Source organism: Bacillus cereus group sp. N24 (genome assembly GCF_016483345.1).
GTDB lineage: Bacteria > Bacillota > Bacilli > Bacillales > Bacillaceae_G > Bacillus_A > Bacillus_A toyonensis.
Map to the genome: position 1 here is coordinate 49,060 of NZ_JAEHCA010000009.1, position 14,947 is coordinate 64,006.

Consider the following 14,947-nt stretch of genomic DNA (forward strand, 5'->3'; position numbering starts at 1 on the left):
ACAAAATCGAACAATATATAAAACAACATGATAAGAGCTAAGAGATAATACCTCTTAGCTCTTCTTGGCAAAAGGGGGCATTCATCGTGGCCAACCTATTTAAAAAGAAATCCGTTACGCAATTGTTAGGGGAAAGTAAAAGTAAAACTTTAACGAAAACGCTAGGGGCATTCGACCTAACAATGCTAGGAATTGGTGCGATAATTGGTACAGGAGTTCTAGTATTAACTGGATTAGTAGCAGCAAGAGATGCTGGTCCAGCAGTTATTTTTTCATTTATGATTGCAGCAATTGTTTGTGGATTTGCAGCTTTATGTTATGCGGAAGTTGCATCTACACTCCCTGTTTCAGGTAGTGTGTACACATATTCGTATGCAACAATTGGTGAGTTTGTTGCTCATTTAATGGGATGGACATTGTTATCCGTATATGTCGTAACGACTGCCGCAGTAGCTGGCGGATGGACGGGTTATTTCAATAATTTAGTGAGTGGATTGGGACTTGAAATCCCAAAAGCATTGCTAACGATTCCAGCGCAAGGTGGTATGGTAAACTTACCGGCAGTTATCGTTACGTTAGTGATAACTTGGTTATTATCACGAGGTACAAAAGAAAGTAAGCGTGTGAATAACATAATGGTATTAATTAAAATTGGTATTGTTGTTTTATTCATTGCAGTTGGTGTATTCTATGTGAAACCAGAAAACTGGATACCATTTGCACCTTACGGTTTAAGTGGAGTGTTCGCAGGGGGAGCAGCAGTATTCTTTGCTTTCTTAGGATTTGATGCATTAGCAACTTCTGCTGAAGAAGTAAAAAATCCGCAACGTGATCTACCAATTGGTATTATTGCCTCGTTAGTTATTTGTACAATCATTTATGTTGTAGTTTGTCTCGTTATGACAGGTATGGTTTCTTATAAGGAATTAGATGTACCTGAAGCTATGGCATATGTGTTAGAAGTTGTAGGACAAGATAAAGTGGCTGGTGTAATTGCTATTGGAGCTGTAATCGGTATTATGGCTGTAATTTTCGCTTACATTTATGCGACAACACGTGTATTCTTCGCAATGAGCCGTGACGGTTTATTACCAAAATCTTTTGCGAAAATTAACAAGAAGACTGAAGCGCCAACATTTTCAGTTTGGTTAACAGGAATTGGTAGTGCTTTAATTGCTGGATTTATCGATTTAAAAGAATTGTCGAATTTAGCGAATATTGGAGCGTTATTAACATTCGCCATGGTTGGTGTAACTGTTATCATTCTTCGTAAAACGCATCCGAAATTACAACGTGGATTTATGGTACCACTTGTACCGATCTTACCGATTATTTCAATTGCATGTTGTCTATTCTTAATGGTAAATTTACCATTAACAACATGGATATACTTCGGTATTTGGTTAGCAATTGGAGTAGTTGTATACTTTGTTTATTCGAAAAAACATAGTCATTTAAAAGACGATGGAAGTTCGCAGGATAATTTAGATCAAGCTAATTAAAGGGATATAAAATAGTAAGCCTTGTGCGTCTAGGGAGCGCACAAGGCTTTTTCTTTTGGATAAGGAAGGAAATAAATGTTAAATTGTCGAATTTTTATGTCGGAATATGAAAAAAGGGGAGGAAGAGGAATGCTAGAAACGAAAGTGGTTGTTGGAGCAGAGGGGTATAATAATAACCCTGGTTGGTTACATACGAATGAAGAAGAATTTAATTTATTGCGAAGAGAAACTTGGCTTGATAAATTTCAACCTAATTCTTTATCAGCAATTTTAGCGGAACATGTATGGGAGCATTTATCGTACGAAGAAGGAATCGAAGCTGCAAAAATTTGTTATGAGTTTTTAACGGAGGGTGGATATATTCGTTGTGCAGTGCCAGATGCATTTTTCCCAGATGAAGAATATCAGCAAGGTGTACAAGTAGGTGGACCAGGGCCATTAGATCATCCAGCAGCAAGTCATAAAATCGTTCATAACTATAAAACAATCACGTCCATGTTTGAATCGGCAGGTTTTCAAGTTAGGATTTTAGAATACTGTGATGAGAATGGTAAGTTTCATTATAATGATTGGAATGAGAAAGCTGGTTTTATTTATCGCTCGAAACGTTTTGATCATAGAAATCAAGCTGGTACATTAGAATTTGCTTCGTTAATTGTGGATGCAGTGAAACTTTAATCAGTGGGGGTTCTTCATCGCCTGCTGATTATTAGCCTTCAACAATCGGGCTTTTACGGGTAGCTAATGTAGGGGAAATAAGAGAAGGATGCACGATAGTTTTCGTGCATCCTTTTTGTATGAAGAGTATGATAGGTGCGGAGAATATTGATATGTATATGTTGAAATATGAATGGAATTGTCAAAAAAATCTTTCGGATTTTATTGACACATATGAGTAGGCGCTCATATAATAAAAGTATAAGATATATGAACAGTTGTTCATATGTTCAATTAAAGAGGTGAGCTATAATGGCTGAAAATAAAGTAGAAACACCGCAGGAAACTTGTTCTCAAACGGTAATTCATGAGGAAGTCGTGGATCAAGTGAAGCAAACAATTCCGACTGATGAAAGTTTAAGTAAAGTAGCAGAACTATTTAAAGTATTAGGTGACCGTACGCGTACGAGAATATTACATGCATTATTTGAAGCTGAAATGTGCGTTTGTGATTTAGCTTATTTATTAGGAATGACACAATCGTCTATTTCACATCAGCTACGTGTGTTAAAGCAAGCGAAACTTGTAAAGAATCGTAAAGAAGGAAAGGTCGTTTATTATTCGTTAGCTGACCAGCACGTAATTCATATCTTCGAGCAAGCGTTTGAACACGTAAACGAGGAAGAATAAAAACGCGAGGAGGGAGAACGATGGCAGAAGCATTAGTGAAAAAGAAACTGATGTTAGAAGGTTTAGATTGTGCGAACTGTGCAATGAAAATTGAAAAAGGCGTTGGGAATATAGAAGGAGTAAATTCTTGCTCTGTAAACTTCGCAACAAAGACGATGGTTTTAGAAACAGCACAAAATAAAGAAAATGAAGTTGTGACAGAAGCAAAACAGCTTGTTACAAAGTTAGAACCACATATTAAAGTGCAAGAAGAGCAAAAAAATAAAGCTGCAAAAGAAGTTTTTATATTAGAAGGTTTAGATTGCGCGAACTGTGCAATGAAGATTGAAAATAAAATTAAGGAAATGCCGACAGTTTCAGAAGCAACTGTTGATTTCGTATCAAAGAAATTAAGAGTAGAAGTTGCGAATAAAAGAGAGTTAGAATCGACTGTAGAAGATATAAAGAATGTCGTTCAAAAGTTAGAACCAGATGTGAAAGTTGTTCGTGAAGAAAAGAGCGGCCATGACCAAGGGCATAGTCACGATCATGGTGAAGCAAATGTGAAAAAGATGATAGGGCGATTAGTAGTCGGTGGAATTTTGACAGGAATTGCTGCCTTAGCTGATTTACCACAAATGATAACAATTCCGTTATTCGTCCTTGCGTATTTATTAATAGGTGGAGATATCGTTTGGAGAGCGGTAAGAAATATAACTCGCGGCCAAGTATTCGATGAAAACTTTTTAATGGCAATTGCAACTGTAGGAGCTTTTGCAATTCAACAATATTCAGAAGCTGTTGCGGTAATGCTATTTTATCAAGTAGGGGAACTATTCCAAAGTATTGCAGTAAATCGCTCTCGAAAATCAATTACTTCATTAATGGATATTCGTCCTGATTATGCGAATGTAAAGGTTGGAAATGAAACGAAACAAGTATCACCGGAAGATGTACAAATCGGCGATTATATTATTGTAAAACCGGGTGAGAAAGTACCATTAGACGGAAAAGTAGTCGAGGGAACATCAATGATGGATACTTCAGCACTTACAGGTGAATCTGTACCGCGTGAAGTAGAAGTTGGTAATGACGTATTAAGTGGTTTTGTAAACCAAAATGGTGTATTAACAATTGAAGTTACAAAAGAATTTGGTGAATCTACTGTATCAAAAATTTTAGATTTAGTTCAAAATGCAAGTAGTAAAAAAGCACCGACAGAAAACTTTATTACGAAATTTGCGCGCTACTATACTCCTGTTGTAGTTATTACAGCAGCGATCATGGCGTTTATTCCACCGCTTATTTTAGAAGGTGCTACATTCTCCGAGTGGATTTATAGAGCGTTAGTATTCTTAGTTATCTCTTGTCCATGTGCGTTAGTCGTATCCATTCCTCTTGGATTCTTTGGAGGTATCGGTGGTGCATCCAAAAGTGGGATTTTAGTAAAAGGAAGTAACTATTTAGAAGCATTGAATGATGTGAAATATATCGTCTTTGATAAAACAGGTACATTAACAAAAGGTGTCTTTAAAGTTACAAAAATGGAGCCAAGTGAAGGTACTACTAGTGAAGAACTGTTAGAGTATGCAGCGTTTGCAGAAGTATATTCAAATCATCCAATTGCACAATCTATTCGAAATGCATATGGAAAATCAATCGATGAAAATGCTATTGAAGACTATAGTGAAATTTCTGGTCATGGTACAGTTGTAAAAGTACAAGGAAAAGAAATTTTCGCAGGTAATGCTAAATTAATGAGAAAAGAAAATATTGAATTTAAGCAACCAGAAACAGTAGGTACATTAGTTCACGTTGCTGTAGATGGTAAATACGCAGGTTATATTGTTATCTCAGATGAGGTAAAAGAGGATTCAAAACAAGCGATTCAAAAGTTAAAAGAACTAGGTATCAAGAAGACAGTGATGTTAACTGGGGATGCAAAAGCAGTTGGTGAAGCTGTTGGAAAAGAATTAGGTTTAGATGAAGTTCACGCAGAACTACTACCACAACAAAAAGTAGAAGAGATTGAAAAAATTGATGCGGCTAAGCGTGGAAAAGAAAAAGTTGCTTTCGTTGGTGATGGTATTAACGACACGCCAGTATTAGCACGAGCGGACGTTGGTATTGCTATGGGTGGCTTAGGATCGGATGCAGCGATTGAAGCTGCAGATATCGTTATAATGACTGATGAACCTTCAAAAATTGCAACAGCTGTTAAAATTGCAAAACGCACAAGAAGTATTGTATGGCAAAATATTATATTTGCATTAGGTGTAAAAGGATTAGTTTTATTACTTGGTGCTTTTGGTATAGCGACAATGTGGGAAGCTGTTTTCTCAGATGTGGGTGTGACGTTAATTGCAGTATTAAATGCAATGCGTGTACTACGAGTGAAAGATTTATAAAAAGAGGGCGCAATTGCGTCCTCTTTTTTATCGGTTATTTTGTTGAAAGTGACTCAATAAAATAATATCAAATATTATTTTAGTTTTTAATAACGCGATATTAAATTTTACAAATGAAAAATATTCACCTTGTTATTTTAATATATTTTTTACAAATATCCATATAGTATTGAAAAAACAGAGAAGGAGGAAACTTCTCTGTTTATTTTTGTATGTTTTTTTCAACTTGTTCACGAACAGTTTGAATATAATTCATTTTATGATCCCAGCACTCTTGGCTTAAATCGACAGGATACTCTTCGGGGTTTAAAGTTCGCATGTATTCTTCCCAAAATAGAGCGAGACTCTGTTCGTTATACTTTTGAATATCTAATATACTTGGTAGTTCGTATGTTCTTTCACCGTTAACGAAAATGTCTTTATGCAGTTCACGTGCTTCAAAGTTTGTTACGAATTTACTTATATATGTGTGAACAGGGTGGAACATTTTTAAGCGTTCTTCTTTTTCAGGCTCTTCAGAATCTAACGCAATATAATCGCCTTCAGCATGATTATTAACCCTGTTGACTATACGATAAATTCGTTTAAGCCCTGGAGTTGTAATCTTTTCAGGGTTAGATGAAATTTTAATCGTGTCATTTAATTTCCCGTCAGTATCTTCAATCGCAACTAGTTTGTAAACAGCCCCTAATGCTGGTTGCTCAAAGGATGTAATTAATTTTGTTCCAACACCCCATACGTCAATTTTTGCTCCTTGAGATTTAAGGTGCATAATTGTGTATTCATCTAAATCGCTAGAAGCGATAATTTTTGTATTTGTAAACCCAGCCTCATCTAGTAATATTCTTGCCTTTTTAGACAAATAAGCCATATCACCACTATCAAGACGAATGCCATAGAAATCAATACGATCTCCAAATTCTTTTGCAACACGAATCGCATTTGGAACACCAGATTTTAATGTGTCATATGTATCGACGAGAAAAACACATTTTTTGTGAGTTTCAGCGTATTTTTTAAACGCGACATATTCATCGCGATACGCTTGAACGAAAGAGTGAGCATGTGTGCCGGCTACAGGTATCCCGAAGCGTTTTCCAGCACGAACGTTGCTTGTAGATGAGAAACCGCCAATAAAGGCAGCGCGTGTTCCCCAAAGGGCAGCATCAAATTCATGAGCACGTCTTGTGCCAAACTCTAAAAGTTCATCGTTATTTGCAGCATGCTTCATACGAGCAGCTTTTGTTGCAATTAATGTTTGGTAATTCACAATGTTTAAAAGGGCAGTTTCAATAATTTGTGCTTCACCGAGTGGTGCATCAACACGTAATAAAGGCTCGTTATTGAATACAACTTCACCTTCTTGCATACTACGAATGACCCCAGTGAATTTCATATTTTGTAAATAATGAAGGAATTCTTCTTCAAATTGTAATTCTGCTAAATAAGCGATATCGCTCTCGGTAAAACTGAAATTTTCTATGTACTCTACAATTTTTTCAAGACCAGCAAAAACAGCGTAGCCATTCTCAAATGGAAGCTTTCGAAAATATAAATCAAAAACAGAACGGCGATTATGAATACCATCTTTCCAATATGTATAAGCCATGTTGATTTGATATAAATCTGTATGTAAGGCATAACTATCGTCTTTATAATAATTCATTGCGAAAACACCTCCGTAATTTGGTTATAGTATACCAATTTTACGACGTTCGTAGCAAAGAAGAGATATTGATGTGAAGTCAAGAGAGAAAAAAATGAAATAATGCATATTTTTTAGAAAATTAACATTTATCAATTTATATTTCTTTAGATTTTATGTATTATTAGAGTAATGGGGGTAATGAGAATGGAGGAGGACAATGCAACAAACATTAGAAAAAATAGGCAAACAAGTCTTTTATAAACGGCTACAGCAAAAAATGACACAAGAAGAATTATGTCAGGGCATTTGTTCTGTCTCATACTTAAGTAAGATCGAAAATGGAAAGATCGAAGCATCAGAAGAAATTCTACAATTGCTCTGCGCAAGATTAGAGATTGCTGTAACGGATTTAAGAGATGTAGAAGAAGATGTGAAGGGGAAGCTGGATGAATGGTTGAATGCACTAGTTCATTTGGACAAGCAACAAGTAGAACGCATATATGAAGAGTTGCAAGGTGAAATGAAGCATGTTTTGGATTTTGAAATTATAAATTATTATAAACTGCTGTATACACGTTATTTAATGATGAAGCGGGATCTCCCTGCTGTTGAAGAAGAATTGGACGGATTGAAGAAAGTGTATAAGAAATACTCGCCTTTTCAGAAGATGTTATATACGTATAATAAGGCATTATTATATTCTGTGCAGTACAAATATACGCAAGCATTAGAGTATTTGTTAAAAACAGAATCGATGGCGAAAGAGTTAGGATATTATGAAACAGGAATATATTATAATTTAGCATTGACATATAGTCAGATGGAAATAGATCATATGACATTATACTTTGCTAATGTGGCATTAGAAGGTTTTAAAAGCGAATATAAATTTAGAAATATAATTAATTGTAAGTTTTTAATTGCGTTTAGTTATACTAGAAAAAAACAATATAATGAAGCTATGGAAATCTATAATCATATCATAAGAGAAGCAACTTCTTTTGCTGATAAAGATAATATTCTTTCTATTGCTTTAAATAATATTGGTTATCTGTACTACCGACAAAAAAATTATGCCAAGGCGAAAGAGTATTATATAGAATGCTTAAAATATAAAAAAGAAGAGGATATGAATTATATTGATGCCATGTATGAGCTCTCGTTGCAGTGTATTCAATTAGGAGAACTTGAGGAAGCGGCTGAATGGATTGAAAAAGGTATCCTTGCTGCAAGGAAAGATGAGAGATACAAAGGGATGTTATATTTATTGTTAAATTTAAGATATAAATATTTTGAAGAAAGGGACCTCTATAAAAAATTTCTAGAAACAGAAGTAGTTCCTTTCTTTAAAACAGAGGAAAATATAAAAGATTTAAAGAAAGTATACTTAGAACTAGCTGAATACTTAGAAGAATGCTCAGATTTTAAAGAAAGTAATCGCTATTATAAATTAGCAATTACTTTATTAGAAGAATAAAGAGGAGGGATAGTATGAAAAAGTTAATTGCAGGAACATTTGTGGTTATGGCAATTGCAGCTGTATTATTGGATATTCAGTATGCTTGGAAGCCGGATACTCTAGGGCAAGAAGCTAAAACAGTTGAACAAATTAATTTATAAAAAAAACCCTTTCCCAACGGAAAGGGTTTTTTCAATATTTGTTCCTCAAAATTCTACAAAACTTGAGAAAAAAATTATTTGAATTTTTAGTATATTAATAGTGGAAACATAATGCTAATATGAAACTACTCTTTTTCAAAAAAATTTTTATTAGGGGGAAGGTTCATGAAAAAGAAAAGTTTAGCGTTAGTGTTAGCGGCAGGAATGGCAGTTACTACATTTGGAGGGACAGGCTCTGCGTTTGCAGATTCAAAAAATGTGCTCTCTACGAAGAAGTACAATGAGACAGTGAAGTCGCCTGAGTTTATTTCTGGTGATCTAACTGGAGCAACTGGCAAGAAAGCGGAATCTGTTGTGTTTGATTATTTAAATGCAGCAAAAGGTGATTATAAGCTAGGGGAAAAGAGTGCGCAAGATTCTTTCAAAGTGAAACAAGTGAAAAAAGATGCTGTAACTGATTCAACAGTAGTACGTATGCAACAAGTTTACGAAGGAGTACCTGTATGGGGTTCTACTCAAGTAGCTCACGTAAGTAAAGATGGTTCTTTAAAAGTATTGTCTGGAACAGTTGCACCTGATTTAGACAAGAAAGAAAAGTTGAAAAATAAAAATAAGATTGAAGCCGCAAAAGCGATTGCAATCGCGCAGCAAGATTTAGGTGTAACACCGAAATATGAGGTAGAACCAAAAGCGGACTTATATGTATATCAAAACGGTGAAGAAACAACATATGCATACGTTGTAAATCTAAACTTCTTAGATCCAAGCCCAGGAAACTACTACTATTTCATTGAAGCAGACAGCGGTAAAGTGTTAAATAAATATAATAAACTTGATCATGTAACAAATGAAGATAAGTCACCAGTTAAGCAAGATGCTCCTAAACAGGAAGCAAAAGCTGCTGCAAAGCCAGTAACAGGAACGAATAAAGTGGGAACTGGTAAAGGTGTATTAGGAGATACGAAATCGCTTAATACAACGTTATCTGGGTCATCTTACTACTTGCAAGATAATACGCGCGGGGCAACAATTTTCACATATGATGCGAAAAACCGTTCAACATTACCGGGAACATTATGGGCAGATACAGATAATGTTTTCAATGCAGCGTATGATGCAGCAGCAGTAGATGCTCATTTCTATGCTGGTAGAACATATGATTATTATAAAGCTACATTCAATAGAAACTCTATTAATGATGCAGGAGCACCATTAAAATCAACAGTTCATTACGGAAGTAAGTATAATAATGCATTCTGGAACGGTTCACAAATGGTATACGGAGATGGTGATGGTATAACATTCACTTCATTATCTGGTGGAATTGATGTAATTGGTCACGAATTAACGCATGCTGTTACGGAAAATAGCTCGGATTTAATTTATCAAAATGAATCAGGAGCGCTAAATGAAGCAATTTCTGATATCTTTGGTACTTTAGTAGAATACTATGATAATCGTAATCCAGATTGGGAAATTGGTGAAGATATTTACACGCCTGGTAAAGCAGGAGATGCACTTCGCTCTATGAGTGATCCAGCGAAATATGGTGATCCAGACCATTATTCTAAGCGTTACACTGGTACTAGTGATAACGGTGGGGTTCATACGAACAGTGGTATTATTAACAAGCAAGCTTATTTATTAGCAAATGGCGGTACGCATTCTGGTGTAACTGTAACTGGTATTGGTAAAGATAAATTAGGTGCGATTTACTACCGTGCAAATACACAGTATTTCACGCAATCTACTACATTTAGTCAAGCTCGTGCTGGTGCAGTACAAGCTGCAGCGGATTTATATGGTGCTAGCTCTGCAGAAGTAAATGCAGTGAAGCAATCATTTAGTGCTGTTGGTGTAAACTAAGGATTTAAGGGATAGATATTAATAAAATACTTCAAAATAAAGAAGGAGCATAGGCTCCTTCTTTATTTTTTTCTCCATTTTTTCCACAAATAGAACAATCCAATGCAACCTGCGATTGTTACAATCCACTTCGCTTCATTTGTTCCATTCATAACATGATATGCCGAATATACTTCAATCAATAAGGCCGGTATTTTACCTATTGTACTGGCAATACTGAAGGAGAGTAATGACATTTTCCCTAGAGCTGCAAATAAAGTCACGATACTTGATGGGATGAAAGGTATCAATCGAAACGATAGAACGAGTAGAAAGGCCTCTCTACCTTCTACATAAAGAAGACGCTCTACCTTTGGATACTTATTTACTTTATCGTGAGTGAACTTTTGAAGGCCTATGCGATAAATATAAAACGAGATAATAGCGCCTAATGCTTCGCCTGCGATCGAAATGAGTGTGCCATTTGTAACGCCAAATAGCTGTATATTAATGGCGGTTAAAAAGATGCTAGGGATAAAACCTAAAAGACTGATGATGATATTGATTAAGATACTAAGTGGAATTGCGATTGAATAGTATTCTGTTAGGAAATTTTGAATCGTTTCTGCCATATTATAAAATCCTTTATCTTTTTTTGCATTACACCATATTTCGAATGGATAGGCAAGGAGAAATTTACATAATGTAGAAAACGTTGACAGAACGACATTTATATACCGTATATAGGTATGTGGTATATAAAAATGGGGGTATATTTTAATTTATTAAAAAACACTGCATAAACCCTATTTTTACAGGGTTTATGCAGTGTTTTAAATGGTGTTTTAATTCGGGAAATAATTAGAAAATCATAGGGGTATATTTTAAAGTAGGTGAAAAACAGTGGTTTGATGAAGATAGAGTGGTAAATATAGCAAAATAGCTGAAGGGTTTAAAAAATGTATGTGTTTTTTCGTTGTGAAATTGACTTTTAGTGAAGTTACGATAATAATCATGGAAGAGGTGATATGATGAAACGAATAAATAGTCTTTTCTTCAGTAGTTTACTGGCATTGATGCTGATCTTAAGTGGATGTGCAGGAAAAGAACAAAAAACTGAGAAACAAACAGGGAATCAAGGTACGTCAGTAGAAAAAATTAGTGATAATATTTTAGATGAAATGGAAGGGCCTCCTAAAAATGGTCATACGATTGAAAGGCATGTAGGAAAATCAGAAGAGGATTTGAAGAATCGTTTGAAGACAGATAAAGTATCAGCGGCAAGTACATACTATGATAAAGAAACAGCGACGAAAGCTGTAAAAGATAGTTTGAAGCAACATGATAAAGAAATTCAAGATTGGTTAAAAAATTCTAAAGAGGCTCGTCTCGTATTAAATACAACTCATTCATTCCCGGTTGGGAAAACGGTAATAAAGAAAAATATGAATGTAAAAGATAAGTTAGTAAAAACTGTTACTGTTTTAGCGAGAGATAAGTCAGGAGATTTAGGATATAAGATTATTACTTCTTATCCATCTGACAAATAAGAAGGGGGAGTACATATGTATACGACATTACAATACTTTCTTAAATCATACTGTACGTTAAGTATTCATGAGGATGAAATAGTAAGCGTGATGGCAGAGTTTATAGAGCAAGAAGATGAAGAAATTGTTTTGAAATTACGCGATGAATTAGTATATATGAAGAACAAGAACGCGTGGGAAGAAGCGTGCGTACTGGCTGCGAAGCAAGGGAATCGTATATGGTCTTTAGAAGAAACGAAGGATCATCTTGAAACTTTTTTACTATTACTGCAAAAGAAAAAGGCGTGAGTAGATTACGCCTTTTTCTTTATGCTTTTTGAAATTTGTCCGTTTGATAGTATCTCATTGTTTTGGGGCACTTTTATATACGCTTTTTGAAATTTGTCCATTTGATAGTACTTCGCCGTTTTGTGTTACTTTTTTATACGTAACCGCTGTTATTTTATCATTAGTTCTACTAATTACTTGAGAAGAAACTTCAACATTTTTACCAGTATTTGTACCGAAAATGCGTGTAGTAATACTACCTCCATTTGAAAATGCTTGAATATAAATATGATTACCTGTATTGTTTTTAAATTTTAAATCCGGACCATAGTCTGCCACTGCTGCATCTTGCCCAAGTGGTAAATAATTTACGGGCATAGAATGATTACTTCGAGAAACAATTCCTAAATCTGCCCTTAAAGCTGCGCTATATAAAGTACTGCTGACTTGGCAAACGCCTCCGCCTGCACTTTGTATAACTTTACCTTGTGAATATACTGCGGCAGATTTATAACCATGTGCAGCATCAGTTACACCAACACGGCCATTAAAACTAAACGTTTCATCAGGTGCTACAATAACTCCACTTAAAGTATTAGCTGATTTATTTACGTTAAAGGATTGATTACCATTACGGCCAGCCATTGGAGTAGAGTACTCAGCAATTACTTCTTTAATCCCCATTTTCTGTATATCTTCTGTAGAACGTTCTGGTTTTATTAATGTAACCGGTAATGTAACATCTGATTTACCAGTAGTAATAGCTTCGTTTGTTAAATCGCGTAGTTTGCCTTTATCAATTTTTTCTCCGTTTTGACTTTGACTAACATTTACAGTAGAGCCTTCAATACTTAATTCTGCATTAACAGGATTTTTTAATGTTTCATTATATTTATCTTTTATAAAGGTTTCATAAGCTGTTGTATTTAATTGTGGTGTTAATTTATAGTCACGTTTTAATTCATCGTTTTCAGCTTGCTTCCGCATTTTGTAACGACTCATTACGTTTCCTTCTTGTTCTTTAAAGATTTTGTTTACGATATCTTTCTCTTTATAATTTATACCTAAATCTTTCCATATGTAAGTTTGTTTATCATCTTGGAATATGTAGGTAAGGGATTTTTGATCTAATTCATTTATTTTTTGATTAATAATTGCTTGAATATCTGCTTTATTTTTTCCATCAAGAGAAATACCTTCAAACGTAGTATTTGGTAATGCGGTGTTATTTAATTGATTATTTAATTTGGATACATATTGATATCCACCAATACCGCCTACACAAAGTAATATGCCCCCTGCAATTGCAGAACCGATCAGTATTTTACTTAGCTTCATTTATTTCCCCCCAGAAATTTGTGTATAAATATATGTATTACATTTTTTGTATAAAAATGATGAAAATAACAGTATGTAAGTTCTAGTATACTATTATTTCCACTGTGTGTGTAATGTTTTTATAAAAAATGTTACACTGTTGTAATAATTGTCTCTTTTTGTCACAATATGCATGAAAAATTTGTTGAAAATTATAATAAAAAGGCTGTCTAGAAAAATCTAGCAGCCTTTTTATTATAATTTTTTATGCTCATTTTTATTCGTAACACCGAGATGTTCTTGAAGTGTTGTCGATATATTATTGACGCTTTTTTCGTTTGGAACGTAATAATAAATACCATCTATATATTTATCTGTACCTTCCACTTGAAATTTGTCCATTTTTAAACTTGAATCCATTGAATTTTTTGCAATTGTCATCATATCATCAAAAGTTAAATTTGTTTTTAAATCATTATCGACAGCATCTAGTAGGCCACCGATTTTATTAATGGAATTAAGAGATAGTGCTTTTTCGGCAATAGCTTCTAAAACAAGTTGTTGTCGTTGACCGCGCATATAATCGCTATCGATGTGACGAGTTCTAGCTAGTGCAAGTGCCTCTTCTCCGTTTAAATGTTGACGTCCTTTTTTAAGATGAATTGCATTTGCTTCGTCTTTACTATTTTGTTCTGTAAACTCAACAGGAACATCGACAGTAATACCGCCAAGGGAATCAACGATTTTGATAAAGGATTTAAAGTTAAATTTTACGTAGTAGTCAACAGGAACGTCTAAAAAGTTCTCTACTGTATCAATCGTGCTGTCTACACCGCCGAATACGTGTGCATGTGTAATTTTATCGTATTTATCACGTGACTTAATGTAGACGCGTGAGTCACGTGGAATGCTTACAAGTTTAACGGATTTATCGTTTTTATTAATTGTTGCAAGTAATAGCGCATCCGTACGAGTTGCTTTTCCATAATTTTTTTCTCTAATATCACTTTCATCAACACCCATAATAAGTACGGAAATGTTATCAGTCATAGGTTTAACTGCTTTTTCACGTTTGTTGGATTTATCTCCTCGACCTAGTTCAGAATAAGCGTTATTTAAAATGGATTTTGCTTTACTGTATATATGGAAGGAGTAACCTCCTGCTCCAAGTGCTACAATTAGTAATGGAATAAGAAGGAACCAAAGTAGGCGTTTTTTCTTTGAGCGTCCTTTTTTGGCTCGCATATTGTTGTTTGTGTCGGATTTCATCATTTTTTCTCCTTTAAAACTATCAAAGTGTATACATCTAGGTGTATTAAAACACATAAAAAATATTTTACGCTAAATAAAAGCGATTGTACATGTATAAAAAATAGATGTCTTGATTATTTATCCCGCATTAACGGGCAGTAAAACTCCCACCTCAAAGTCCAGCGAATGCAAGGAAGTTAGGTGGGAGTTAAC

13 protein-coding genes are annotated in these 14,947 nt (G+C 34.7%); 9 read left to right on the forward strand and 4 right to left on the reverse strand.

What is annotated here, in order from left to right:
- Window positions 1-86: 86 nt before the first annotated feature.
- The 4 genes from JDS95_RS15145 (at window position 87) to JDS95_RS15160 (ending at window position 5,236) form a co-directional block, all read left to right on the forward strand.
- Window positions 87-1,502 carry an amino acid permease gene (locus JDS95_RS15145; protein WP_001284896.1) on the forward strand — a complete coding sequence of 472 codons (1,416 nt, stop codon included), beginning with the start codon at window positions 87-89 and terminating at the stop codon, window positions 1,500-1,502.
- A gap of 129 nt (window positions 1,503-1,631) precedes the next feature.
- Window positions 1,632-2,180 carry a class I SAM-dependent methyltransferase gene (locus JDS95_RS15150; protein WP_033661224.1) on the forward strand — a complete coding sequence of 183 codons (549 nt, stop codon included), beginning with the start codon at window positions 1,632-1,634 and terminating at the stop codon, window positions 2,178-2,180.
- 291 nt (window positions 2,181-2,471) lie between these two features.
- Window positions 2,472-2,849: an ArsR/SmtB family transcription factor gene (locus JDS95_RS15155; RefSeq protein WP_000829679.1), complete on the forward strand. Its 378-nt coding sequence runs from the start codon at window positions 2,472-2,474 to the stop codon at window positions 2,847-2,849.
- Between the two features lie 20 nt (window positions 2,850-2,869).
- Window positions 2,870-5,236, forward strand: coding sequence for a heavy metal translocating P-type ATPase (locus JDS95_RS15160; protein ID WP_000796579.1), 2,367 nt, complete (start codon window positions 2,870-2,872; stop codon window positions 5,234-5,236).
- A gap of 202 nt (window positions 5,237-5,438) precedes the next feature.
- Here the strand turns inward: JDS95_RS15160 and JDS95_RS15165 are convergent, their stop codons facing one another.
- Entirely contained in the window at window positions 5,439-6,902 is a 1,464-nt protein-coding gene (locus JDS95_RS15165; RefSeq protein WP_001110357.1) for a nicotinate phosphoribosyltransferase, read from the reverse strand.
- 199 nt (window positions 6,903-7,101) lie between these two features.
- On the opposite strand from JDS95_RS15165, the gene JDS95_RS15170 reads away from it, so the two are divergent.
- The 3 genes from JDS95_RS15170 (at window position 7,102) to JDS95_RS15180 (ending at window position 10,370) form a co-directional block, all read left to right on the forward strand.
- Window positions 7,102-8,361, forward strand: a complete 1,260-nt coding sequence (locus tag JDS95_RS15170; protein WP_001187940.1) for a helix-turn-helix transcriptional regulator — start codon at window positions 7,102-7,104, stop codon at window positions 8,359-8,361.
- Between the two features lie 14 nt (window positions 8,362-8,375).
- Window positions 8,376-8,504, forward strand: a complete 129-nt coding sequence (locus tag JDS95_RS15175; protein ID WP_000733135.1) for an NprX family peptide pheromone — start codon at window positions 8,376-8,378, stop codon at window positions 8,502-8,504.
- Window positions 8,505-8,669: 165 nt separating this feature from the next.
- Window positions 8,670-10,370, forward strand: a complete 1,701-nt coding sequence (locus tag JDS95_RS15180; protein WP_000730352.1) for a M4 family metallopeptidase — start codon at window positions 8,670-8,672, stop codon at window positions 10,368-10,370.
- 62 nt (window positions 10,371-10,432) lie between these two features.
- On the opposite strand, the gene JDS95_RS15185 is transcribed toward JDS95_RS15180, so the two are convergent.
- Window positions 10,433-10,981: a TVP38/TMEM64 family protein gene (locus JDS95_RS15185; RefSeq protein WP_000852219.1), complete on the reverse strand. Its 549-nt coding sequence runs from the start codon at window positions 10,979-10,981 to the stop codon at window positions 10,433-10,435.
- A 399-nt stretch (window positions 10,982-11,380) separates the two neighbouring features.
- Between JDS95_RS15185 and JDS95_RS15190 the strand changes: the two genes are divergently transcribed.
- Window positions 11,381-11,899, forward strand: a complete 519-nt coding sequence (locus JDS95_RS15190) for an RNase A-like domain-containing lipoprotein (RefSeq protein WP_000822375.1) — start codon at window positions 11,381-11,383, stop codon at window positions 11,897-11,899.
- 15 nt (window positions 11,900-11,914) lie between these two features.
- Window positions 11,915-12,187 (forward strand): hypothetical protein, encoded by a 273-nt coding sequence (locus JDS95_RS15195; protein ID WP_000288801.1) that lies wholly within the window; start codon window positions 11,915-11,917, stop codon window positions 12,185-12,187.
- 54 nt (window positions 12,188-12,241) lie between these two features.
- Here JDS95_RS15195 and JDS95_RS15200 read toward each other — a convergent pair whose 3' ends face one another.
- The gene (locus JDS95_RS15200; RefSeq protein ID WP_085451050.1) at window positions 12,242-13,504 is read right to left on the reverse strand and encodes a VanW family protein; all 1,263 of its coding nucleotides are present in this window, start codon (window positions 13,502-13,504) and stop codon (window positions 12,242-12,244) included.
- A 234-nt stretch (window positions 13,505-13,738) separates the two neighbouring features.
- Window positions 13,739-14,755, reverse strand: a complete 1,017-nt coding sequence (locus JDS95_RS15205) for an LCP family protein (protein ID WP_002105716.1) — start codon at window positions 14,753-14,755, stop codon at window positions 13,739-13,741.
- Window positions 14,756-14,947: the final 192 nt, after the last annotated feature.